This window comes from Duncaniella sp., from assembly GCF_029056165.1.
In the GTDB taxonomy this organism is placed as follows: Bacteria; Bacteroidota; Bacteroidia; order Bacteroidales; family Muribaculaceae; genus Duncaniella.
This window is the reverse complement of sequence record NZ_JAIDBW010000012.1, coordinates 278,366-301,840: the sequence shown is the minus strand read 5'-3', so window position 1 is coordinate 301,840 and position 23,475 is coordinate 278,366. Positions and strand designations below refer to the sequence as shown.

Genomic DNA, 23,475 nt, shown 5'->3' with positions numbered 1-23,475 from the left:
TTGATGTATTGATCTCATTTTCCGGACAGACGCTCAACACAACGGCGAGTGTTTTCATGTGTATTGAACGCTGTCAGGCGGAAATAACCCTCGCCTGCCGGACCGAATCCACTGCCGGGCGTACCGACTATATGATAACGGTCAAGCAGATAATCAAAAAACTCCCATGATGTCATTGTTCCGGGTGTCTTCAGCCATATATAAGGGGAATTTATACCTCCGACCACTTCATAACCGGCCTCGGCAAGACCGGCACGGAGCATGGCTGCATTTTCAAGATAATAGTCAACGCTTTCTTTCATCTGACGCTGACCCTCCGGTGTATAGAGTGCTTCCGCTCCACGCTGTGTCAGATAGCTCGCACCATTGAACTTGGTAGTCTGCCTACGACGCCAGAGGCCGTTGAGAGCAACTTTCTCACCGTTGGCATCCATACCTTTCAGAGCCTTGGGAACGACCGTGTAGCCGAGACGTATGCCTGTGAAACCTGCCGTCTTTGAAAAACTGCGGAATTCAATGGCGACTTCCTTTGCTCCTTCTATTTCATATATCGAATGGGGAACATCTTCCTCACGGATATATGCCTCATAAGCGGCATCGAAGAGCAGGAGTGCACCATGTTCCTTGCAATAATCCACCCATACTTTCAGCTGCGCGCGTGTAAGTGTGGTTCCCGTCGGATTATTGGGATAGCACAGATAGATCACATCAGGATTATTTACCGGCAATGAGGGGACAAAAGAGTTTTCTGACGTACAAGGGAGATATTCTATCCTGTTCCAACGACCGTCAGCACCAAGCTCTCCGGCACGTCCGGCCATCACATTCGTATCCACATAGACGGGATATACCGGATCTGTGACAGCAACCATGTTTGCGGTCGAGAGGATGTCTCCGATGTTGCCGGTATCACTCTTCGCGCCGTCACTTATAAAAATCTCATCGGGTTCAATATCTATGCCTCGCTTGCGATAATCAGTCTCAGCGATTTTCTCGCTCAGAAACGCATAGCCCTGTTCCGGGCCGTAGCCATGAAACGTCTCCCCTCGCCCTTCATCATCGACTGCAGCATGAAGCGCGGAAATGACAGCCGGACATAACGGGCGGGTGACATCACCGATACCCATACGGATGATCTCGACATCGGGATGTGACTCTGAGTAAGCCTTGACCCTGCGGGCGACTTCACTGAAAAGATATGAAGCCGGAAGTTTCGTGAAATTATCGTTGATCCTAAACATTGGTTACCAATAGGATTATTTAATTAGAATACAAATTTAGAAATATTATGACTGCGAAACAAAAAAACAATCTGTCCTTTCATGATTAATCGGGGTAAATATACTCCACCGCGTCGGAAAGACACACGGTATATTCACCTATATGATAATCATATCAGATCAGCGTTGTCGGTAATAATTACCTTCAAAAACTTCTGTTGCGCTACCTGTCATCATGACATGGCCGTCGGCACACCATTCTATGGTCAGATCTCCTCCACGGAGATGGATCGTGACCTTCCGGTCACAACGTCCTGTCAAGGCAGCCGCGACTGCGGAGGCACATGCCCCTGTCCCGCAAGCCAGAGTCTCGCCAGTACCTCTCTCCCACACTCTCATGCGTGCTTCGGACGGTGATAGTATCTGGAGAAATTCGATGTTAGCCCTGTCAGGCCACATAGGATGATGTTCAAGTTCCGGTCCGAGCTTATCGAAATCCACATCTTCAATGCGATCAACAAAAATCACACCGTGAGGATTGCCCATCGACACTGCTGTAACCTTCACAGAGCCGGACGACGTCTCGACTGTTTCCTCAATCATTTTCTCAGATGCTGTAACAACAGGCACGGAAGCAGCTTCGAGTTCCGGTTCACCCATATCGACAGTCACACTCTCCACCTCACCTTCATCGTTCATATTAAGCGACAAAACCTTGATACCCGAAAGGGTTTCAAGGTTTATGCGTTGTTTGTCAGTGAGTCCGTGGTCGTGGACATATTTTGCTATACAGCGAGAGGCGTTGCCACACATACGGGCTTCAGACCCGTCGTTGTTAAACATCCTCATTCTGAAGTCAGCGATTTCCGATGGGCATATCAGAACTATTCCGTCGCCACCAACGCCTAAATGACGGTCGCTCATTTCGATGGCCAGATCAGGCAGCCTTTCGGGGACTGATTCCATACAATTAATATATATGTAATCGTTCCCTATGCCGTGCATTTTGGTGAACTTAATCACCTCCGGGGCTTTCTTAGCGGATGATGTCATAATGCAAAGTGATTTCTGTTACAGTTAAATTATCAGAAATCGATGCAAAGTTAAGCATTTTGCTACAATTACAAGCGTTTTGGACGCAATTTTTCGCAAAACATCATCAACTTTTAAGATTTTAACATTTCATAGCTGTATTTTTCATGACGGTTCAACAGTTTGTTCTTTCATGAGACGCAGCCATTTGCGATAACCAAGCAAAGCGATGACAGTATAGACGGCATAGAGGATACAATAGAAATTCAGACCTTTATAATAGTAAAGACATGAACATACTATATCCACCACGAACCATACAAGCCACTGCTCGGCATATTTGCGTGCCATCATCCAAAGACCGACTATCGAAAGAGCGGTGGTAAAGGCATCAGCAACCGGAACAGTGGAATCGGTAAAATGAACGAGAATCCACCATATCATTATCCACAGGATCACTGTCGCAGCCACTGCACCACCCCACACCGGAATGGATGCATGGGTAATCTGGCGAGGTTTTTTCGCCGTACCTGCCGATCCGCGTGTCCAGACAATGAAACCATAGACAGCTATGACAAGATAGTAGATATTTATACCGAAATCGGCATATAGTCCCTTGGAATAATATATCCACATCGAGATCATAGGCATGATCACAGACGCAAGCCACACTTTGGCATCGGCATGATACTCCCACCAAAGGTATAGCAGACCGACGGTAAAACCGAAAATTTCAAGTATGCTGTCGAAATTCATATTTTTACGTACAGGCTATGACATTCCATTGAGAATATCGATGAGTACAAGGTCATATCAGAAACGAAGAGTTGCCGTAGCCATTACATGGGTCGGAGCTTGCGCGGCATAGCCGGCATAACGATATATGATCTTCTCTCCTCCATCAACGTAATAACCCGCTCCGGCATAACCGTTGTTGAAATACTTCTTATTAAACAGATTATAGACCGATAAGCCGAGGCGCATTTCTTTTATGCCCTGAAGGTGCTTGAACGTGTAACCAAGATGAAGATCACTTACAAAATATGCGTCAAGGCGTGCTTCCTCACTCTTGGCATTGTTCATGTACTGCTTTCCGACATAACGGCTCTGAAGCGACGCATCAGCTCCATGGAAATTAAAGTTGAAAGCGTTACTGAAAATCAGGTCAGGCGAGAAGGCAATCGGAGTGTCGCCGAGCGCAAAAGAGATAGGATTGGTCCACTCGTCCTCGTAGATGTATTCAACAAAATTCTTTATGCGGTTACGAGAAAGCGTGAGGTTGAACTGCCAGTCAAACCATTGGCAGGGGCGAAGGGCAGCCTGAAACTCGACGCCCATACGATAGGAATCAGGGACATTTACGCTTATGGGATTACCCGTATCCGACAATTCACCTGTGGCCACAAGCTGATCCTTATAAAGCATGTAATAAAGATTTACACCTAAGGTGAACAGCTTATGATTGAAAGTATATCCGGCTTCGAAATCATTCAGGCGTTCGGATTCCGGTCTGTGAGCAGGATCACCGTCAGTGAAATTGTCGCGCGTAGGTTCTTTCTGCGCCACAGCCCACGACGCAAACGCACGATGACTCCCGGAGGTATAGTTAAGTCCGAGCTTAGGATTAAAGAAATTCCACCGGCGATCCACATCCAGAACAGCGGGCGCGGCAATGTTCCAGTCCCAATTGTCTGATGCCCCTTTTATTGTATAATGGATATGACGATACTGCATGTCGGCATAGGCCGAAAACTGTCGGTTGATCTCATAATTCGCCCTGAGGAAGAAATTCAGGTCAAACTTTCGGCCGGTATTATCATAATACTTCTGCAAGGGATCAATAGGTCCTACATAATTACGAACCCACTTCACCTGTCCGAAATGATGGCCCTTGAAATCAGTAGCCGCACCACCGAGCACCACATTCCACCCGTCACGGACATAATTGACGTTGAGCTGACCGCCACCGAAATGATTGACATTGTTTTTGAGACGTATGAGGTCTGATTTCTTAATTGTAGCACCGTCAGCATCGACAAACGGGACGAGTCCGTATTCCTCCAGTGTACGGTTCGTCTTGTACTGATCATAATACCCGTCATCACAAGTATAGTGCAAGGTAGCATTCAGATGGAAGAACTCGCCAAGACGCTGATTGAGCAGCAACTGAAAATGATGCTGGATATAGTTATCGTACTGATCAGGATAATAGGCCACATTGCCATCCTTGTCCGTATATTCGCCACACGGGTTGTAACGACGGCCGAACTCCTTCATCTGCTCTTTTGAAGCATAGTCCCAAGCCATGTAAGTCTTTTCCTTACCACCGAAGGCAAGCAGGCGTACCTTTGTATTATAACCGGAATAGGCAGCCTGTCCGAAGTAGCTCCATAGTTCGGATGTCGCACGGTCGATATATCCGTCAGACCCAAGATGACTTATACGCGCATCAAAACTCCAAAGTTCTCCGAGCAGCCCCGACCCGACACGCAGTGTCTGGCGGTTGGTATTGTATGCGCCATACGCTCCAGAAAGTTCAGCGTATGGATCTTCGGACGGTGCATCAGTTATCATATTCACACTCGCGCCGAATGCGCCCGCACCGTTGGTCGATGTGCCTGCACCACGCTGAATCTGCACATCGCCGAGCGACGAAGCGAGATCCGGCATATTGACCCAATAGACATTATGGCTCTCAGGATTATTGATCGGGACACCGTTGGCCGTGACATTGATGCGCGAACCATCCGTTCCTCTGATCCTCATCGACGTATAGCCCACTCCGCCACCGGCATCGGAGGTAGTGGTGACTGACGGAGTCATCTGCAGGAGATAAGTCATGTCCCTGCCGTCATTGTTCTTTACGAGTTCGCGCTTGGTGACATTCGTAAAGGCAATAGGAGTCTTTGCCGTGGCTCGGTTAGCCACGATCTCCACCTGATTCAACACTAAATTCAATGAGTCACTCTCCTCATCCGCAACTATAGCAGCGGATACAGGACACACGCCTCCGGATACAAGGAGGGCAGGAAGAAGGTATCTCTTCATCATTTTTTCTCTACGCCGGTATTACCCGGATCAGGTTCAAAGGGTATAATCTCAGACCTGCCTCCAATGAGCGGACAGCCACTCACGACAGAAGGCGGACACCCCTAAAATATGTAAACTAATTCTCTGAAATACAGCCGAACAAATTCAATCTAAACATAGATTCCACTATCCGATCTGCATTTCGGCTGCAAAGGTAGCAATTTGTATTTTGAATATCAATTTTATTATTGTAATTTTGTAAGTAAGTGCGAATATATTCCAGTTAATGCAATTTATCCTAACGCACCATTGTTTTTCCATCTCTTCAGCCCGATAATCTAAGATTTTTGTTTAATTTTGTCGCTGACAAGTAACTTACCCATATCTCCAATTATACATGACCGACGACGAAGCCCTCAGCCAACTATATTTTAAAGATACGGCTTTCCAGAACCTCATGCAGAAGCGCATTTTCAACGTGCTTCTCATAGCATCCGCCTACGATGCGTTCATGATGGAAGAAGACGGACGCGTGGAGGAACAGCTGTATTTCGAATACACCTCCCTCAACCTCTCCTCGCCTCCCCGTGTGACCCGCGCACTCAACTCAGCGGAAGGTCTCGAAATTCTCAAGACAAAAAGTTTCGACCTCGTCATAATGATGCCCGGCAACGACGTGAGTGAAACGTTTACAGGCGCGCGCCGTATCCGGGAGCACTATCCCGACATGCCGATAATTGTCCTCACTCCTTTCTCCCAGGAGGTGTCACGCAGACTTTCCAAAGAGGATTTTTCAGGAATTGACTATGTGTTTTCTTGGCTCGGCAATGTCGATCTTCTCCTTGCGATAATCAAACTTCTTGAGGATAAGATGAATGCCGACAATGACATAAACGGTGTCGGCGTGCAGATGATACTCCTCGTGGAGGACTCGGTGCGTTTTTATTCTTCAGTGCTGCCGATAGTTTATAAGTTCATCCTCAAGCAGTCACGTGAATTTTCTACCGAGGCTCTCAATGAGCATGAGCAGATGTTGCGTATGCGCGGACGTCCCAAAGTGATGCTTGCCCGTGACTATGAGGAAGCTCTTGAACTTTATGACCGTTACAGCGATCACATCCTCGGTGTGATCAGCGACGTCTCGTTCAAGCGCGAAGGCAAAAAAGATCCCAAGGCAGGCATAAGACTCGCCCGCGAGCTGCGTGAACGCGACCCATATCTGCCACTTATTATCGAAAGTTCAGAAAATGAGAACGCTCACGACGTGCTTGAACTCGGCGGCACATTCATTGATAAAAATTCCAAGAAGTTTCCCGTTGATCTCGGCAAAGCTATCATCAATAACTTCGGTTTCGGTGACTTCGTGATCCGCAATCCCGAAAGCGGCGAAGAGATTTTCCGTATAAAATCACTGAAAGATCTTCAGAAAAACATCTTCGACATTCCAGCCGAAGCCCTTTACTGGCACGCGTCGTTCAACGACATCTCGCGCTGGCTCTACTCGCGCGCCATGTTCCCGATAGCCGAGGTAATCAAACATCACCGCTTCCGTGATCTCAAAGATGCACCGCAGGTGCGACAGCTGTTTTTCGATCTGATCGTGAAGTATCGTAAGATGAAAAACCGAGGCGTGGTCGCCATATTCCAGAAAGACCGTTTCGACCATTATTCCAATTTCGCTCGTATCGGACAAGGCTCGCTCGGAGGCAAAGGACGCGGTCTGGCATTCATCGACTCTATCATAAAGAAAAATCCGATCTGCGATAACTTCGACGGTATTTCAATCACGATCCCGCGCACGGTAGTGCTATGCACCGATATATTCGATGAATTTATGGAGAGTAATAAGCTCTATCCCATAGCCCTGAGCGATGCACCTGACGACGAGATCCTGTCCCATTTCCTCCGTGGGAAGCTACCCCGGAGAATCAAGGATGATCTCCTTGCTCTGTTCGAAGTTGTCGATACGCCTATTGCCGTGCGCAGTTCAAGCCTGCTTGAGGATTCACATTACCAGCCCTTCGCAGGAATCTATTCCACCTACATGGTGCCCAAGATCAGCGATCCGCAGGAAATGCTCAAGATGGTCACGAGTGCCATCAAGGGTGTGTATGCTTCCGTGTTCTATTCCGACTCGAAAGCCTACATGACAGCAACCTCCAACGTGATCGATCAGGAGAAAATGGCAGTGATACTTCAGGAAGTCGTCGGCAAAGATTTAGAGGGCTACTATTTCCCTTCATTCTCAGGCGTAGGCCGTTCACTCAATTACTATCCCCTCAACGATGAAAAGCCGGAAGACGGTGTGGCTGAAATAGCTGTCGGACTTGGCAAATACATTGTTGACGGCGGTCTTGCCCTCCGCTTTTCTCCGCGTCATCCCGAAAACGTCCTCCAGACATCGGAACTGTCATTGGCCCTGCGCGACACACAGACACGAATGTACGCACTGGACATGAAAGGTGACGAGCGCGAGACTTCACTCTCAGGACAGCCCATCAAAAAACCGGAATCAATGTCAAACCTGAAGGTTGATGACGGCTACAATGTGGCCAAACTTCGCGTTCAGGATGTGGCTGAGCGAGGTGCGCTCAAATACATGGTATCGACATTTGATTTCCGCGACAATGTGATCCGTGATAGCGATTTTGGTGAAGGACGTCGCGTGGTCACCTTCAACAACATTCTTAAACACAAGGCATATCCCTTGGCTGAAGCGGTGGATTTCATGCTCACGACAGGTCAAGAAGCCATGCAGCGTCCGGTCGAAATAGAATTTGCCGGCATGGTCGAACCAAACAGCAGTAACAAGGGACGCCTGTATTGGCTTCAGATCCGACCGATTGTCGATAGGAAGGAGACGGTGGATGAAGCATTGATGTCAACCCCTGATGAAAAATTGCTGCTCAAATCCGGAACTGCTCTCGGTCATGGAAGTATCGAAGGTGTAAACACAGTTGTCTATGTCCGCCCCGAAAAATTCTCATCGTCCAACAATTCGCTGATCGCACGCGAGATCGAAAAGATCAACCGTGGATTCCTTGACAGGGAAGAGCGTTATGTGCTCATCGGACCGGGACGATGGGGTTCGTCCGATACATCGCTTGGCATCCCCGTGAAATGGCCGGCCATTTCCGCAGCAAAATTAATTGTAGAGTCCTCGCTGCCGAACTATCGCATCGAACCGAGTCAGGGCACACACTTTTTCCAGAATCTCACTTCGTTCGGAGTAGCTTACTTCACTATCGACACCAATGCAAAACGCAAGCCGGGTGATCCTGTGACTGATCTTTACGATGTGGATTTCCTGAACGCTCAACCGGCCGTCTATGAGAGTGATTTCGTACGAATAGTCACCTTCAGCTCTCCTCTTGCAATAGGCGTGAACGGATTGAAAGGGACAGGTGTGGTAGTAAAGCCGGAAGTATGACGATAAGACTCTTCTGACTGTCTGACACCAAAATATCCGGGCCGCGTGTGATTCAAGTTTATCACACGCGGCCCGGATATTTTCAGAGTTACTCAATGTTTAAGCCGATGATATTTCAGTTAAAACGGCCATTGATAATCAGCGACGGAATGCTATCGGCAAGATGCAATAGACAGGAACGGGCGTTTCATCGACCATTCCGGCATCCCAAGCCGGCATTTTCGAGAGAATCCTCACAGCCTCACGGTTAAGTGACTCTTCCACTCCTTTAAGCACGGAGATATGCGATAATGAGCCATCCTTATTTACGACGAAACTGCAGAGCACACGTCCTTCGATTCCATCACGGTATGCCTTGGATGGATACTTGCGCTCACCGTTGATGAAGCGGAGCATCTCAGTATCCCCACCGGGGAAACTTGGATGAACATCGACACTCTCGTAGTCATACACATCAATTGAAATCTGCACTTTCGGAGTACCGGTCACACTGGCAATATGCTTGGGCGATTGCGCGCGCGAGGTTAAGGCGAGGATCGCCATGAGAGGGAGGAGAATGAATCTAAGTATAGGTTTGTGCATTGTGTTTTAGCTAATGTGGCAGAACAAAATTAGCAGTTGGATTTGTCCTACGCAACTATTTTGTGATTGATTACAATTGTTTTAGCTTTCTTGACATTTACAGACGATTCATAAATAGGACTGACAGATATAATAATGTGACGTTGCGTCCGTTTAATATAAGAAGCACCCACATCCTCCATAATTATGTCACGACTTCTCCACAGCGCGCTCCGTCATTATCTGCTTCCTTTTGCCCTCATGGCAGCGGGGAGTGCCGATGTGCTGGCTCAGGATTCATCATCAGCCTACAGTTTTTTAAATCTCCCCTCCTCCACCCTCACCTACGGTCTGGGCGGCATCAACATATCGGCGATCGAGGACGACATCAACAGCATAGACCAGAATCCCGGTCTCCTTGGATCGGAAATAGACATGCAGCTTGGCGTCAATTACATGCGCTATGTAGGTGAAAGCAACTTTGCAGGCATCAAATTCGGACGTAGTGCGGGTGATCATGGCGCGTGGGCGGCCGGCTTACAATATTTCGGTTACGGAACCATCAAAGGTGCTGACATAAACGGAGTGCTCACCGGCGACTTCTCTCCCAAGGACATGGTTTTCAACGGGACCTATGCCCATGACATTACTGACCGTTGGCGCGGAGGTGCGACACTTAAATTCATTTACTCTTCCTACGATTCCTACACAGCTATGGCTCTGGCGACGGATCTTGGTGTCAACTACTATGATCCGGAATCCAATTTCTCGTTCTCGGCAGTCGTTGCCAATCTCGGCGGTCAGATCAAACGCTTCCATGAAGCGTATAACCGTCTTCCTGTCGATCTGCGTGTTGGATTTTCGAAATCGTTCGGGACTCTGCCCGTCACATGGTCAGTAACCGCGTGGAATCTTACCAAATGGCATCTGCCGTTCTATGATAATGGCGACGGTTCGGAAAGCGCATCACCCGTGATCAAGGACAAATTCGGCTCTAATCTGATGCGACATCTTGTCTTTGCCGCCGATTTCATTCCGAGTGAAAAATTCCATGTCGGCATAGGCTACAACTATAAGACGCGCACCGACATGTCAACTTATAAGCGCAGCTTCCTCTCCGGGTTTTCGGCCTGTGCCGGGATCAATGTCAAGAATTTCGGTGTCGGTGTCGCTCTCGCTCAGCCCCACAACGGAGCTACGACAATAATGCTAAACCTTTCAACAAAACTATATGAGTTCTGAAAAAATCATCATAGCCATTGACGGATATTCCTCATCCGGAAAAAGCACGATGGCACGCCGTCTGGCAAAGACCATCGGTTACCGCTACATTGATTCGGGTGCCATGTATCGCGCGGTGACACTCTATGCAATGCGCAACGGAATGATCAACAGTGACGGATCAGTAGCAACCGACATGCTTACCGCCGCCCTCCCTGCCATCCACATAGATTTCAAAGTCCAAGGTGATGGCCAGCAGACCATGCTCAATGGTGAGATTGTAGAAAGTGAAATCCGTACCCTTGAGGTATCCAACCACGTCTCCCCCGTGGCTACCATTCCGGCTGTCCGCCACGCACTCGTGAGGATGCAGCGTGACATGGGAGAATCAAAGGGTATTGTTATGGATGGACGCGACATAGGAACAGTCGTATTCCCAGCTGCTGAAATGAAAGTGTTCTGCAACGCCACTCCCGAACGCCGTGCCGAACGCCGCTACAAGGAACTGCGGGAGAAAGGTGCTGACGTGACTTATGAGGAGGTTCTCGCCAACGTTACCGAGCGCGATCATATCGATATGACCCGTAAGGAAAGTCCGCTCAGATGCGCTGACGACGCTGTGATGCTCGATAATTCAGCCATGACAATTGACGAGCAGAATGAATGGCTGCTCCGTCTCTTCCATTCAATCGTCGATAAGTAAAATTGGACCGACCGCGTCAATTTGACTTGACTGAAATTTACCCAACCCAGATTCATCCATCCACAAGCACCCACCACGACATTGGATACACAGAAACCCGTAATTGAAATCGATGCCCGTTCAGGCTTCTGCCACGGAGTGGTCACCGCTATCCGCAAGGCCGAAGAAGAGCTCGAACGCAGCGAACAGCCTCTATATTGTCTTGGCGACATCGTCCACAACAGTGATGAGGTCGAACGCCTCGAACGTAAAGGTCTCTCAACGATAACTCACGACGATCTGCGCAAGCTTTCAGCATCGCGCGTATTGCTCCGCGCCCATGGCGAGCCACCTTCGACCTACGCGCTTGCACGCGAACGTGACATCGAAATTATCGATGCCACCTGTCCCGTGGTGCTGAGGTTGCAGCAACGTATCAAGGATACTTACGACAACTCATCTCCCCGCCCCCAGATTGTAATTTACGGCAAAGCCGGCCATGCTGAAGTCAACGGACTTGTCGGGCAGACAAACGGCGAGGCTATCGTGGTGGAGAATCCTGATCAGCTTTCGCGGATTGATTTCACCCGCGACATAGCTTTCTACTCACAGACCACCATGTCACTCCAAGGATTTGCCGAGATGGTCAGTGAGATCACCCGACGGCTCGCCCCCGGAGTAAAGTTCGAGACTTTTGACACGATCTGCCGTCAGGTAGCCAACCGTGTCGATCACCTGCGGGAATTCGCCCGTCGCCACGACGTCATTCTTTTTGTAGCCGGAGCTAAAAGCAGCAATGGTAAAGTGCTCTATAATGAATGCCGGAGTGTCAACGAACGCTCACATCTCGTATCCAACCCTGCCGATTTCCGCCGTGAGTGGCTCGAAGGAGCTGAAAGTATCGGGATCTGCGGTGCTACATCTACGCCGCGCTGGCTGATGGAGGATGTGCGTGACACAGTGGCTGCTTCACTCGGCCTGATCTGACATAGCACCACGCATCGGAACTATCCTTCATAAACAGAGTCAATGGAAAATTTTGTTGCCGTAGATGTCGAGACCGCAAATAACGAACCAACCTCTATTTGCGCTATAGGAGCTGTCAAGGTTATAGACGGATGCATCGTTGATCGTTTTTATGAACTTGTAAAGCCTGAACCTGAGTACTATTTCCGTCACTTCACACAGAACATTCACGGTATCGGCCGTGAAGACACCGAGAATGCACGGGTATTCAGCGAGGTTTGGCACGATGTTGACCGGATAATCGGCGATCTTCCGCTCGTAGCACACAATAAAGCGTTTGACGAACGCTGCATCCGTGCCGCTCACCGCGCTTATGGCATGGACTACCCTGACTATCAGTTTTTCTGTACATATCAGGCCGCCCGAAGAAAATTTCCCAAGACCCTGCTTTCCTCCTACTCTCTCCCCTATGTCTGTGAATTTCTCGGCATACCCTTTTATAACCATCATGATGCGCTTGCTGACGCTGAAGGATGCGCGAAAATAGCAATGACCATCCTTTGATTCAGTCAAGAGCCATTTCAAGATTCAAAATATAGTCACATGACAAGATCATCATACGGCCTCCTTACAGCCATATTTCTGTCCTTATTCTTAACCTTCGGGCTGCAATCGTGTAGCTGCGAGTCATCATCGCAACCCGAACGGCAGAAAGTCTCGGCAAAGGTCATGGACCGCAAAGCTTATATGCTCGGAGAGGAACACGCGCGCCGTATCATTGAAATAGCGGCCGACGAGGATAAGGTTCAGGACGGCTTGCTTGAAATCAGAGCTCGCATGAGCAATATTGAGTCGAAACTCAGCCGACAGTCTGCTGTTGACTATGAGCGCGGTTTCACTGACTACATCCGTTCCAACAATGATTCACTCGCCTTGATACTATTTTAATTCAAGCTATCAATATCACTCCTCATCCACGATCTACAAATCATATACACTTCGGACATTATACACCCTTTTTCGTTAAATTAACAATCTGTGTTGGGAATTATTGCAGGAATTGCCTACATTTGCTTTACGCTATTATACTTGAATCATGCAATTCTACAGCACAAACGGACTTAGCCCCAACGCCTCACTTGAAGAAGTTGTGATGACCGGACTGGCTCCTGACGGTGGTCTATACATGCCGGAAAGGATACCGGTCATTCCACGTGCTTTCTTTAATAATATAAGTGAGATGTCGGTAAGCGACATAGCTTACATCGTGGCGACAACAGTCCTCGGCGATGTCATAGATGCAGCCGAATTAAAACAGATAGTTTTCGACACGTTCTCTTTTGAAATACCCCTGCGAAAAATCGACAGCGATATCTACGCCCTTGAACTCTTCCACGGCCCTACGCTGGCTTTCAAGGATGTCGGTGCGCGATTTCTTGCCCGCATCATCAGTCACTTCACCCGACCCGGCGACAAGGAGGTCAATGTGCTCGTCGCCACCTCCGGTGATTCCGGCGGAGCTGTCGCCACCGGTTTCCATAAAGTGCCGGGGGTAAAAGTCTTCGTCCTCTATCCCGAACGTGGGCTTACAGCCATGCAACGCAACCAGTTCACGTCGCTCGGCGACAACGTCTATCCCATCGAAATCATGGGAAACTTCGATGATTGCCAGCGGCTGGTCAAGGAAGCGTTTGTTGACAAGAGATTGAGAGAAGAGATGAACATAACGTCGGCCAATTCGATCAACGTATGCCGCCTCCTTCCCCAGATGTTCTACTATTTCTATGGCTACAGTCAATTCCTGCGCAACGAGGATAACCCGAATCCCGGTAAGGTGGTGATTTCAGTCCCGTGCGGCAATCTCGGTAATCTTACAGCCGGTCTTCTCGCCATGAGGATGGGACTTCCCGTGAGCCGTTTTGTCGCGGCCAACAACACTAATAATTCCTTCACCCGCTATATCAATGAAGGGATCTACGAACCCTTGAAGCCGGTCCGCACAATTGCATGTGCCATGGATGTAGGCAATCCATCCAATTTCTCACGGATACTTGATATCTTTGGCGGTGATCATGAAAAGATCCGGCAGACATTATCCGGATATTCATTCACCGACGAGGAGATTTCCGAAAGTATGCGCGAGATCTATCAGCGTGATGGCTATGTGATGGATCCGCATGGAGCCACAGCCTACCGCGCCCTCCGCCGGGACCTCAAACCGGGTGAGAAAGGCATATTCCTTGCTACAGCCCACCCCTCGAAGTTCCCTCATGCCGTCGGGCAGGCAACAGGAGTAAGGCAGAAAGAAAATCAGGTGACACGCAGCAGAGTGACCGAACATCATCCCACTCCGCGCATCACTCCCTCACTTCCCGCCTTGAAAAAAATTCTCCTGACGGCAACATAATTCAAGACTTTTTTGTTAAATTTGCAATATGGCAGATCTTCGGATTGCCGTTAATCGCAGACTAAACTCTCCATTATTAACCCTTTTAATCCTTAAAAGCAATGGCATCCAACAAACGACTCCTTAAAAAAGAAATCCGTATTATATGCGGCGCACTCGCAGGCGAATGCGTAGTCGCCAAAATGACCGTTCCCGGTATCGATCGTGAAAAACTCAATGCGATCATCTATGAGCTCGCCGATCTTCAGGAAAACGCTATTCACAGAATCAGCATCACCTTCCCCCAGTCAGAGAAATCATTCTCAAACGGTCAGGAATACCGCAAAGCCCGTCGTGCATATTTTGCAGCCGCCTTCAGCAAACTGAAGTCAGAATTCAATGCCCACATTGACCAGATCATCAAGCAAATGAACGCTGTTCTCCCGCAGGAACAGAAAGATGCCAATATCGCATCTCTCAAAGCCTGATTCAACCCCACATTCCAAAATCCACTATAAGCAAAATTCCGCGTCATGTCCCTGAGTAAGATCATTCTCAGACTTTTCGGTTGGAAAGTCCAATGCACCGTACCTGATTACCCCAAATGTATAATCTGTGTCGCTCCGCATACTTCCAATTGGGATTTCGTACTCGGAAAACTTGCTTACTGGTCGCTTGGCCGACAAGCCGGTTTCCTCATAAAGGAAACATGGTTTTTCTTCCCGATGAATCTTATTTTCAAAGCATTGGGTGGAATACCTGTCCCGCGCCGCCGTGGATCTTCGCTGACTGATGTCCTTATAGATAAGTTCAATGCATCTACCCGTATGTCACTCGCCATCACCCCGGAGGGAACTCGTGCGAGGGTGAGCGAGTGGCGAACAGGTTTCCTCCGTATAGCCTATGGAGCGAAAGTCCCGATAGTCCTTGCTGCGATCGATGCTGCAAAAAAGCAAATCTATCTTGACCGCACATATCAGCCTACCGGCGATATCGAAACTGATATGGCTGCCATCAAGGATTATTATAAGGACATGACCGGCATTAAGCCTGAGAATTTCACTATCTGAACAGATCATCATCAACAGCCCCTATTAATTTACGTCTTAATCATATTATTTCGGGAATGAAAATCTGCGCCATACCTTACGACATAATCTATGCCGATGTCGAGAACAATCTGATTTCCGTGGCTCATCAGCTAAATCAGGTTGAGCCCGACACAGACATTGTGGTGCTACCTGAACTTTTTACCACCTCATTCATTCCCGAATCGGCCTTGATCGCTGAAAAGGCGGAACTGACCACCGGTCATACTGTCGAAACCCTCAAGCGTTGGGCTCAATACTTTGGTTTCGCCATTGCCGGTAGTTTCCTTGCGACTGACGGCAAAGGCCACTTCTACAACAAAGCCTTTTTCGTTGAACCTATGGGCGATGTGACCTTTACAGACAAGCGACATCTTTTCCCCATATCTTCGGAAAGCAAGACATATACGCCCGGATCGACCTTCCCACCTACCATACGTTTCAGGGGATGGAATATCCGTCTGATTGTGTGCTACGATCTTCGTTTCCCCGTGTGGACACGCAATCAGCCCGACAATCTCTATGATCTCCTACTCGTACCGTCCAACTGGCCTGTATCACGTGTCAAACAGTTCAAGCTCCTGCTTAGCGCACGCGCTGTAGAGAATCAGATCTACACCGTGGGATGTAATCGTACAGGCTCTGATAAATTCGGCGACTACACAACCGGAATGTCCGTGATCTTCGATAATCTTGGCGATGACATTAAAGAGACACGCCGCAACGGACACATTTATGCCCTCCTCGATCTTAGAAACCTCAAGGAAGGCCGCGAACGCTTCCCGGCCTACCGTTCTACCGATAATTTCACCATTGACCTGACCCCGGCTGTGCGTTAAGACCCACGGAATCATCCTCGATTCTCCCCCGATACACACGCCAATCTCCTACCTTAAAATCTGCCTGATCCCCTAATTTTTCCAATCTATACCATAACTCATATACGGACATCCATATTTTTGTTTTCTATTTGTAATCTGGTATTTATTGGCTAAAATCCTCCGGCCATTCGTCCGTCTGCTCTACAATTTTTTTATTTATTCTCTAACAGACACAAACCTCTATTTATGGAATTCAAAGAAAAATTTAAAACCGTACACGAAGATTTCTTCGGTAATGTTGTAGGCTCAATCGTAAAGACCGTCAAAAAAACAATAAAGCCCAAAGCACATACAGATTTTATTGCAGACTGGGCTATCCCCTCCTCTCAGCCGAAATAACATTGACTTGTATATTAATCTGAGAGCACTATAACTTCCTGACAGCAGAAACTGCATCAGAATCCAATCGCGTTTGTAGAGCCTGCACTTATGCCGACCGGGTTTCATTAATAATCAGTTGATTATCATAATTATTTGAAACTTGGTCAGCATAAATGCAGGCTCTACAAATGTATATGAGGCATCTTAATAAGACCACACAGCTTTTCCTACATCATTCAAGCAGCAGACGGTCACCGGTCTTTTCGATGATAAGACGATAGAAATCCTCTGAGAATCCGGGAGATTCAGGCGTAAGTGGCTTACCGTGAGGATTACGGGCAAAGTCACCATTCTCGTCGATCTTCTTCCGGCCTCCGTCAAGATATTTGACAAGGAGGAATATTGCGAGATCCCGGTAAGCATCCGTAGCTTCACCGGCTATTGACGCACCTTCGGCATTGACTCGCGCCTCCAGTCCCTGAATGTCACCGTTGCGATAAAGAGTAAGAAGCTCCTCCTCGAATTGCGGGCGTGAGGCAGTAAACTTGTCTTCAAGCGCACCCTGCACCTTTCGTATATCGCCGATCATCAGATCGTATTTGCCGTATGCCTGATTAGCCACCCAGTTATTCACCCAAAAATTGGCTTTCGGAGTGAAAGTGTAAAGATCGCCATTGCCCGGACGGACTTCTTCCGGGACTTCAGTCATGGAGCAATAAAAGGGCATATAGACCGAGGTATTCGCATCGTCCGTTCCAAACCATATAACACCGCCTATCGGATCAGGCAGATCGGCACGGCTCTGACTCACGAAATGCCACGCAGTCTGCTGTGTTGCGACAGGACGTTCGTGGGTATATTTCTTTCCATCGACCTCGTAGCGCATGGGGCGGTCTCGCTGAGGCGATTTGTAAGGTCCTGCACCCGGATCAGAAGTCATGTCGTAAGGACTATTCTCATAATGGTCCCTCATACGGTCCTGCATATCCCGGAGCGAGAGTTTACGGTCGGGCACGATGAAAAGAGGCATCGGTTCATCACTGTCGGCATTGACCCATTCAAACCAAGCCTTATCCTCCTCCGGCGAAGCGAAATGACGGAAGAAACTCCACACACGGGCGTCACACGCACGACGTTTGGCTGCATCATGTTTATCAAAAGCGTCAGCAAACGAGAAATCCTCATCCTTACCTGAGAAATAACCGCGACGACGGGCAAAGGGAATAAGATCCTTGGCATACATCACATTCTCCGTATCGTTAAGATCGACCTTACGGATACGCGGCTCGTTGGCATGTGCGCATATAGCATCGTCGGGAACACGGACCGCGATCCAGACCGCACCCTTCTCTGCCCCCTTGCCTATCATCTCCATGATCCAAGCTTCATTCTTATCAGCAATCGAGAATGTCTCGCCTGTGCTCGCATAACCATATTTTTTCACGAGATCAGCCATCGTCTGTATGGCCTCGCGTGCAGTCTTGCATCTTTCAAGCGTGATGTAGATAAGCGATCCGTAGTCGAGCATGGAAACTCCGGTGGTATCGGCAAGCTCTTTGTGACCGGTCCATGTTGTCTCTCCTATCACAAGTTGGTGTTCATTCATGTTTCCCACCACATTGTATGTTTCGGAAGCCTGCGGAATCTCTCCACGGGGACTGTTGTCACCCCAGTCGATCACCTTGCGCATTGTGCCCGGTGCGTGCTTACCGCGCGGAGAGTGGAAAAGATCACCGAAACGTGAATAGGAATCGTCGGCGTATGTGATCATGACTGAGCCGTCAGTGGTAGCCTTCCGACCCGCAATGAAATTTGTACAGGCAAGTGCCGTGAGATTACAACACACTGCGGGGCAAAGTAATAGAGTCCGGTTAAGTTTCATAACTACGGATAATATCGGTAAAAGATCATAAGATTTTATTCGTCATCCTCATCGTCAAGGAAATCCATGTCCCAGCCGTCTGACATTGATTCCGTGAACTGAGCCAGATCACGCCCCTCCCGTTTGGTCGGACGTCCCAGACCCTTACGGCGGTCAATGAAGCCTGAGATCTTGACAATCTCAAGCAGGTCAAGCTCACTCTTGGGAGTAATGTTCTCCATGTAATCAGGCACAAGTTTGGCACCGAGACGGTTCTGTGTCAGTGCAAGCACCTTGAAGGAATATGTCACAGGAGGTTTTCGGACATTGACTACATCACCGACCTTAATAGTGCGCGACGGCTTTGCGATCGCATTCCCTACATAGACGCGTCCCTTCTTGCAAGCCTCGGTAGCAACCGTCCGTGTCTTGAACACACGCATGGCCCATAGCCATTTGTCAACTCTGACTTCGTTCATGGTCTCTGCTGTTACTTATTGTTATAGGTATTCATAGCTGTCTGTATGCCTGCGAGACAGAATGTCTTGATAGCATCCACAGCCAGTTCAATTCGTGCTCCCATCGCTTTCTCCTCTTCATCAGAGAAACGGCCGAGCACATAGTCGATCTGTGTTCCGCGCGGAAAATCATTACCTATTCCGAATTTCAGACGCGGATAGTCCTGAGTGCCGAGCATCTGTGCTATATTCTTCAGTCCGTTGTGACCGGCATCACTACCACGTGGTTTGATGCGTATCGCACCGAACGGGAGCGCACAATCATCCACGATTACGAGGATCTGACTGTTATCCACACCTTCCTTATCTTTCCAGTAACGGACGGCATTACCGGAGAGATTCATATAGGTCGATGGTTTCAGGATCACAAGCTGGGCATTTTTGACTCTCATTCTGGCTATGTCGCCATATCGTTCGGTGGTGAATGTCGCACCTCCGCTTTCAGCAAGAGCATCAGCGATTCTGAAACCTGCATTATGACGGGTCATGGCATACTCCGATCCGATGTTTCCGAGACCGACTATCAGATATTTCATTCCTTATTTATGATTTTTAAGTAACTCTTATGGGAAATAATCAGGTAACACAATAAAGGATAAAGATAAAAAAACAACAGATTTTCCCCACTGTCGGAATGACACTTGAGAAAATCTGTCGTTTTTTTATGGCTTGCGTAAGTGTTCTGAACTTACTTTCCAGCATTAGCCTGAGCACCACGGGCAGCACGAGTGAGCTGTACGGCGCAGACAACAGCGTTCTTAGCGTTCATGAGCTCAAGACCATCGAAGTGGAGTTCGCCGATCTGGAGAGTCTTACCGAGACCAAGGTGATCAACGTTGATGACAACGCGTTCGGGGATTTCGGTATAGATAGCCTTTACGCGGATTTTCTTCATTGAAAGAGTGAGCTTACCACCGGCCTTAACACCTTCAGCGTGACCTTCGAGCTTAACGGGAACTTCGATGGTGACGGGCTTCTTATCGCTCACTTCGAGAAGATCGATGTGGAGGATGTTATCCTTAACAGGGTGGAACTGGATGTCCTTGAGGACAGCCATGCGGGTTTCACCGTTTACATTAAGTTCGATAGCGAAGATGTCGGGGGTATAGACAAGCTTGCGGACAGCGTCCTGAGATACTACGAGGTCAGTTGTGATAAGACCCTTGCCGTTGCCGATTTCAACGATCTTTTCACCGGGCTTGAGTTCCTTGTCATAAGGAAGAGTGATGATCTCGCCACCGTTGAGCACTACGGGAATCTTGTTTTCGCTACGGAGAGCCTTGGCAGCCTTCTTGCCGAGATCAGTACGGGGCTCGGCGGTCAGTTGAAATGTCTTCATTTCTGTTTGTTTTTTAAGATTGTGTTACTAAAAATTAAGTTGCTCCTTAATTTCCCATCACACGGGATGCTAAAAAGCGGTTGCAAAGTTACTGATTTTTTCTTTGCCGTCATCGTTGTGTTCACAAACTTTAACTAAATCATTAACCATCAGTCTTCTTTTTTAACCACGTATTTATATAACTTTGCACGATGACGGATACCTTGTACACCTCAGGGCTTCCAACAGCCGGCCACACCATCATCCTCTATTAACATATCATCGTGTGGTCGTCCTGTCTGAAACTCATATCCACCCATATAATTCAAACTTATGAAACGTTATGCACTTCTGTCACTCCTGATTATTCTGACAGCCATTCTTCCGACATCCTGCACTGATGATGACATGTATGACCTCCAAGGCGATATATTCCTTAATCTGACATCCACGACATGGATAACGGAAAACGAGGGCAGATACAGCAACGGCATTTATTTTTACTCGTGTGACTACTGGGACTTCTATGGTGACGGAACAGGTTCATGGCAGTACTATTACGAGGAGAACGGACAACCGGTTCAGGAGACCCGGACTTACTTCGACTGGGATTTCACTCCTGAGGATTACATGGTGATCCACCTTTACATCCCCGGTTCGGGTCATGAGTATTGGATGATAGACCAGCTAACCCCCTACCGATTCTCTTCATACGTCTCCGAGTTCGATCCAAACTATGTTCCCGACCCGGATTACTACTATCAGGAATTATGGGCCTTGTCGGACTGACACAGTATAAGTGGTCAATGGCCCGATGAGTCTGCAATGAATATTGATCCAAGTCTGAAGTATCAAAAAAATAAATACGGTGTGCATCTTGGCACACCGTATTTATTTTTTGACCGTTGACCGTCTATTGCATGAAGCATTGACGGTGATTGCAACGGTTAGGATTTATTCCGATTATCAATCTGCAAGCATGTAGAGGGCTGCTGCAACACCGTTTGCTTCAGGATTGTCATAGAAACCGAAGCTGCTGTAATTTGCAGAGTAAGCCATACCCTTATCATTACCCACATTTTCGACTGACCAAGTTCCGTCACCGTTGGACTTCGCACGCCAGAGATACTGCGATGCGATCTGTCCGTCAGCGATGGTCGGCTTATTGGAAACATTCGCGCTGTTGAAGGTTCCGCTCATGTACATGTAACGGCCATTTGAATCACGAAGGAGGAACTGACCCTCAGGAGCAGCCGTAGTAGTTCCGGCTTCTTCATCCTCGTATGCAGAAGCAAACGTAAACGCATTGGCGTCACTCTTCTCGATGATCTGACCGTCGTTGGCAGACACGGGAGAAGTGTAGAGATAGCCATAGTTCTTACCCTTCTCAATCGGCTGAGCACAGATGTCACCGACAACGAAGAGGTAGCTGCGGTCACGCATGATCTCGGCCTCATTGAATTCGTTGAAGATAGCCTTACCGATATACTTGACGAACTTCCAGCCATCTGACTTACGCTCGAAACGTCCGACTACAGTCTCAAGACCATTGTTGTTGAGTGTCCAGTCAGAGCCATCAAATACGAACAGATCTGCCTTATTACCGTTGTAAACGACAAATTCCTCTGCACCTTCCTGTGCATACGGCAACTTGCCACGGAGATAGATGGGAAGATAGATTTCAGGATCAGAAAGGCTGTTGTTGCTGAATCCCATTGCAGTATAATCGGCAGGATTGAGAGCTACGACACCTGCTGCCACAGCCCACTTGCCGCCATTGAAGCAATAGACAGCATTTTCGGTAGTGGAAGTAGGAGTATAGAGAGGTATCTCAGTCGGGGTGGATGCCTCCTCGTTGGTAACATAGAGGATAGGCTTCACACCACGCGCGTCGTTATATTCTCCCCATGTAGAGTAGTTGGCCGAATATTCAACACATTTCTGTGCAAGAACATTGGTGATGGACCATTTGCCATCCTCATTCTTGGTGACAGTCCATTTGTAATCATCGGTCTCACCCTTGACGCTGCTGATGTAGAAATTGTTGTATTTCTCAGCACCATAGTAGTAGTGACCGAGGTCATCACCCATATAATATATGCCCGGAGTTCCGGTCTCGGTAAATACAAAGATATTATTTTCGAGGCTGAAACCAGAGATTGAATTTCCGCTTACGCTGACTTCAGTTGTGTTGAAGTAGCTGTATTTACCATCGGCAAGCGCGGGGTCAATAATATTTGCAACGATACCGTCTGCAAAGAGCAGATATTTTCCGGCCTTGAACTCCTGAGCCTCGTAAAGATCAGCAGAGGCAGGAACTTCAGCGGGCAGTCCGAACATCGGGTTCTGAGTGGCGTTATTGTAAGTCACCACTGCAAATGTACCATCTTCTGCATCGGCAAATGCATCAGCAAGGAGCGAGGGAAGATTTGCGGCAGCAGTTGCGTCAGGAGCAAACGAACGGATGAAAGCAGTCTCACTGCCCCACACCTTAGCATAGTCTGCGGCACTTACAGTGTAAGCCTTTGCACCTTTGAGAGCAGAAAGCTCGGCAGGGACAGCATCAGCCTCCTGATAAGTCACATCAACGGTCGAGCCGACGGGTGAATAATAATAAGGGAAAGTTGCTGTGGCGAAGAAGGCCGGAAGAGCCACCTGTGCATTATAGATACCGTGTTTGTCAAAATAGAGATTTGACTTGATAGCCTTTGCAGCAGCAATTTCTTCGTCCGAGACTGCCTGATTCTGCATCAGGGAAGAGATGGCAGAATAGTTGTCAGCAGTGATGGTATATGTACCCTCGACCGGCTTTTCATAGTTGGCACCACCCTCAAAACCATCAAGATAGTGGTCGTTCCAACTGTTTTCGCTACAACTTGCCAGACCCATAGCGAATGATCCGACAATGAAAGCGTTAAGAATATTCTTATTCATGTCTATTTGTTTATGAGTATGGTGTC

At 48.2% G+C, this 23,475-nt stretch carries 22 protein-coding genes and 1 riboswitch; of the genes, 12 read left to right on the top strand and 10 right to left on the bottom strand.

The genetic code is table 11. The features are described from left to right. Positions 1-14: 14 nt before the first annotated feature. The 4 genes from K2G41_RS03175 to K2G41_RS03160 all read right to left on the bottom strand — a co-directional run bounded on the left by K2G41_RS03175 (position 15) and on the right by K2G41_RS03160 (position 5,300). Positions 15-1,241, bottom strand: a complete 1,227-nt coding sequence (locus K2G41_RS03175; protein WP_300114297.1) for an LL-diaminopimelate aminotransferase — start codon at positions 1,239-1,241, stop codon at positions 15-17. Between the two features lie 159 nt (positions 1,242-1,400). Beyond that, positions 1,401-2,273, bottom strand: coding sequence for a diaminopimelate epimerase (dapF, locus tag K2G41_RS03170; protein ID WP_300114293.1), 873 nt, complete (start codon positions 2,271-2,273; stop codon positions 1,401-1,403). Between the two features lie 144 nt (positions 2,274-2,417). Then, entirely contained in the window at positions 2,418-3,008 is a 591-nt protein-coding gene (gene pnuC, locus K2G41_RS03165) for a nicotinamide riboside transporter PnuC (protein WP_300114291.1), read from the bottom strand. Between the two features lie 57 nt (positions 3,009-3,065). Beyond that, the gene (locus tag K2G41_RS03160) at positions 3,066-5,300 is read right to left on the bottom strand and encodes a TonB-dependent receptor plug domain-containing protein (protein WP_300114590.1); all 2,235 of its coding nucleotides are present in this window, start codon (positions 5,298-5,300) and stop codon (positions 3,066-3,068) included. After that, a riboswitch (TPP riboswitch) is annotated at positions 5,291-5,416 on the bottom strand. (Overlaps the previous gene by 10 nt.) A gap of 263 nt (positions 5,417-5,679) precedes the next feature. On the opposite strand from K2G41_RS03160, the gene K2G41_RS03155 reads away from it, so the two are divergent. After that, entirely contained in the window at positions 5,680-8,712 is a 3,033-nt protein-coding gene (locus K2G41_RS03155; RefSeq protein ID WP_300114288.1) for a PEP/pyruvate-binding domain-containing protein, read from the top strand. Positions 8,713-8,850: 138 nt separating this feature from the next. On the opposite strand, the gene K2G41_RS03150 is transcribed toward K2G41_RS03155, so the two are convergent. Further along, entirely contained in the window at positions 8,851-9,294 is a 444-nt protein-coding gene (locus tag K2G41_RS03150) for an energy transducer TonB (RefSeq protein WP_300114285.1), read from the bottom strand. 186 nt (positions 9,295-9,480) lie between these two features. Here K2G41_RS03150 and porQ point away from each other — a divergent pair, with 186 nt between their 5' ends. From porQ to K2G41_RS03100, 10 genes are all read left to right on the top strand, one after another. After that, entirely contained in the window at positions 9,481-10,515 is a 1,035-nt protein-coding gene (gene porQ / locus K2G41_RS03145) for a type IX secretion system protein PorQ (protein ID WP_300114282.1), read from the top strand. After that, positions 10,505-11,197, top strand: a complete 693-nt coding sequence (cmk, locus tag K2G41_RS03140; protein ID WP_300114279.1) for a (d)CMP kinase — start codon at positions 10,505-10,507, stop codon at positions 11,195-11,197. The genes porQ and cmk overlap by 11 nt, the downstream gene beginning before the upstream one ends. Positions 11,198-11,278: 81 nt before the next feature. Next, positions 11,279-12,163 (top strand): 4-hydroxy-3-methylbut-2-enyl diphosphate reductase, encoded by an 885-nt coding sequence (locus K2G41_RS03135; protein WP_300114276.1) that lies wholly within the window; start codon positions 11,279-11,281, stop codon positions 12,161-12,163. A 42-nt stretch (positions 12,164-12,205) separates the two neighbouring features. Continuing rightward, positions 12,206-12,706, top strand: coding sequence for a 3'-5' exonuclease (locus K2G41_RS03130; RefSeq protein ID WP_300114273.1), 501 nt, complete (start codon positions 12,206-12,208; stop codon positions 12,704-12,706). Between the two features lie 39 nt (positions 12,707-12,745). Continuing rightward, positions 12,746-13,090, top strand: a complete 345-nt coding sequence (locus K2G41_RS03125; RefSeq protein WP_300114270.1) for a hypothetical protein — start codon at positions 12,746-12,748, stop codon at positions 13,088-13,090. Positions 13,091-13,238: 148 nt separating this feature from the next. Then, positions 13,239-14,549, top strand: coding sequence for a threonine synthase (gene thrC / locus K2G41_RS03120; protein WP_300114267.1), 1,311 nt, complete (start codon positions 13,239-13,241; stop codon positions 14,547-14,549). Between the two features lie 101 nt (positions 14,550-14,650). Further along, a complete protein-coding gene (locus tag K2G41_RS03115; protein ID WP_300114264.1) occupies positions 14,651-15,016 on the top strand; it encodes a hypothetical protein in 366 nt (121 codons plus the stop codon). 45 nt (positions 15,017-15,061) lie between these two features. Continuing rightward, complete coding sequence (locus K2G41_RS03110) at positions 15,062-15,598, top strand: 1-acyl-sn-glycerol-3-phosphate acyltransferase (RefSeq protein WP_300114261.1); 537 nt, start codon at positions 15,062-15,064, stop codon at positions 15,596-15,598. A 56-nt stretch (positions 15,599-15,654) separates the two neighbouring features. After that, entirely contained in the window at positions 15,655-16,455 is an 801-nt protein-coding gene (locus K2G41_RS03105; RefSeq protein ID WP_300114259.1) for a nitrilase-related carbon-nitrogen hydrolase, read from the top strand. A 228-nt stretch (positions 16,456-16,683) separates the two neighbouring features. Continuing rightward, positions 16,684-16,836 carry a hypothetical protein gene (locus K2G41_RS03100; RefSeq protein ID WP_300114256.1) on the top strand — a complete coding sequence of 51 codons (153 nt, stop codon included), beginning with the start codon at positions 16,684-16,686 and terminating at the stop codon, positions 16,834-16,836. 214 nt (positions 16,837-17,050) lie between these two features. On the opposite strand, the gene K2G41_RS03095 is transcribed toward K2G41_RS03100, so the two are convergent. The 4 genes from K2G41_RS03095 to K2G41_RS03080 form a co-directional block, all read right to left on the bottom strand. Next, entirely contained in the window at positions 17,051-18,700 is a 1,650-nt protein-coding gene (locus K2G41_RS03095) for a C69 family dipeptidase (protein ID WP_300114253.1), read from the bottom strand. A gap of 35 nt (positions 18,701-18,735) precedes the next feature. Beyond that, positions 18,736-19,158 carry an RNA-binding S4 domain-containing protein gene (locus K2G41_RS03090; protein WP_300114251.1) on the bottom strand — a complete coding sequence of 141 codons (423 nt, stop codon included), beginning with the start codon at positions 19,156-19,158 and terminating at the stop codon, positions 18,736-18,738. Positions 19,159-19,169: 11 nt separating this feature from the next. Beyond that, positions 19,170-19,733, bottom strand: a complete 564-nt coding sequence (gene pth, locus K2G41_RS03085; protein ID WP_300114248.1) for an aminoacyl-tRNA hydrolase — start codon at positions 19,731-19,733, stop codon at positions 19,170-19,172. A gap of 152 nt (positions 19,734-19,885) precedes the next feature. Further along, positions 19,886-20,536 (bottom strand): 50S ribosomal protein L25/general stress protein Ctc, encoded by a 651-nt coding sequence (locus K2G41_RS03080; RefSeq protein ID WP_300114245.1) that lies wholly within the window; start codon positions 20,534-20,536, stop codon positions 19,886-19,888. 312 nt (positions 20,537-20,848) lie between these two features. Here K2G41_RS03080 and K2G41_RS03075 point away from each other — a divergent pair, with 312 nt between their 5' ends. Beyond that, positions 20,849-21,304: a hypothetical protein gene (locus tag K2G41_RS03075; RefSeq protein WP_300114243.1), complete on the top strand. Its 456-nt coding sequence runs from the start codon at positions 20,849-20,851 to the stop codon at positions 21,302-21,304. 177 nt (positions 21,305-21,481) lie between these two features. Here the strand turns inward: K2G41_RS03075 and K2G41_RS03070 are convergent, their stop codons facing one another. Next, on the bottom strand, positions 21,482-23,449 hold the full coding sequence (locus tag K2G41_RS03070; protein WP_300114240.1) for a hypothetical protein: 1,968 nt from the start codon (positions 23,447-23,449) through the stop codon (positions 21,482-21,484). Between the last annotated feature and the right edge of the window lie 26 nt (positions 23,450-23,475).

What these genes read in the sequence shown, in the direction of transcription:
- K2G41_RS03175 (WP_300114297.1), bottom strand. Translation starts at nt 1,241, where the DNA reads ATGTTTAGGATCAACGATAATTTCACGAAACTTCCGGCTTCATATCTT.
- dapF (WP_300114293.1), bottom strand. Translation starts at nt 2,273, where the DNA reads ATGACATCATCCGCTAAGAAAGCCCCGGAGGTGATTAAGTTCACCAAA.
- pnuC (WP_300114291.1), bottom strand. Translation starts at nt 3,008, where the DNA reads ATGAATTTCGACAGCATACTTGAAATTTTCGGTTTTACCGTCGGTCTG.
- K2G41_RS03160 (WP_300114590.1), bottom strand. Translation starts at nt 5,300, where the DNA reads ATGAAGAGATACCTTCTTCCTGCCCTCCTTGTATCCGGAGGCGTGTGT.
- K2G41_RS03155 (WP_300114288.1), top strand. Translation starts at nt 5,680, where the DNA reads ATGACCGACGACGAAGCCCTCAGCCAACTATATTTTAAAGATACGGCT.
- K2G41_RS03150 (WP_300114285.1), bottom strand. Translation starts at nt 9,294, where the DNA reads ATGCACAAACCTATACTTAGATTCATTCTCCTCCCTCTCATGGCGATC.
- porQ (WP_300114282.1), top strand. Translation starts at nt 9,481, where the DNA reads ATGTCACGACTTCTCCACAGCGCGCTCCGTCATTATCTGCTTCCTTTT.
- cmk (WP_300114279.1), top strand. Translation starts at nt 10,505, where the DNA reads ATGAGTTCTGAAAAAATCATCATAGCCATTGACGGATATTCCTCATCC.
- K2G41_RS03130 (WP_300114273.1), top strand. Translation starts at nt 12,206, where the DNA reads ATGGAAAATTTTGTTGCCGTAGATGTCGAGACCGCAAATAACGAACCA.
- K2G41_RS03125 (WP_300114270.1), top strand. Translation starts at nt 12,746, where the DNA reads ATGACAAGATCATCATACGGCCTCCTTACAGCCATATTTCTGTCCTTA.
- thrC (WP_300114267.1), top strand. Translation starts at nt 13,239, where the DNA reads ATGCAATTCTACAGCACAAACGGACTTAGCCCCAACGCCTCACTTGAA.
- K2G41_RS03115 (WP_300114264.1), top strand. Translation starts at nt 14,651, where the DNA reads ATGGCATCCAACAAACGACTCCTTAAAAAAGAAATCCGTATTATATGC.
- K2G41_RS03110 (WP_300114261.1), top strand. Translation starts at nt 15,062, where the DNA reads ATGTCCCTGAGTAAGATCATTCTCAGACTTTTCGGTTGGAAAGTCCAA.
- K2G41_RS03105 (WP_300114259.1), top strand. Translation starts at nt 15,655, where the DNA reads ATGAAAATCTGCGCCATACCTTACGACATAATCTATGCCGATGTCGAG.
- K2G41_RS03100 (WP_300114256.1), top strand. Translation starts at nt 16,684, where the DNA reads ATGGAATTCAAAGAAAAATTTAAAACCGTACACGAAGATTTCTTCGGT.
- K2G41_RS03095 (WP_300114253.1), bottom strand. Translation starts at nt 18,700, where the DNA reads ATGAAACTTAACCGGACTCTATTACTTTGCCCCGCAGTGTGTTGTAAT.
- K2G41_RS03090 (WP_300114251.1), bottom strand. Translation starts at nt 19,158, where the DNA reads ATGAACGAAGTCAGAGTTGACAAATGGCTATGGGCCATGCGTGTGTTC.
- pth (WP_300114248.1), bottom strand. Translation starts at nt 19,733, where the DNA reads ATGAAATATCTGATAGTCGGTCTCGGAAACATCGGATCGGAGTATGCC.
- K2G41_RS03080 (WP_300114245.1), bottom strand. Translation starts at nt 20,536, where the DNA reads ATGAAGACATTTCAACTGACCGCCGAGCCCCGTACTGATCTCGGCAAG.
- K2G41_RS03075 (WP_300114243.1), top strand. Translation starts at nt 20,849, where the DNA reads ATGAAACGTTATGCACTTCTGTCACTCCTGATTATTCTGACAGCCATT.
- K2G41_RS03070 (WP_300114240.1), bottom strand. Translation starts at nt 23,449, where the DNA reads ATGAATAAGAATATTCTTAACGCTTTCATTGTCGGATCATTCGCTATG.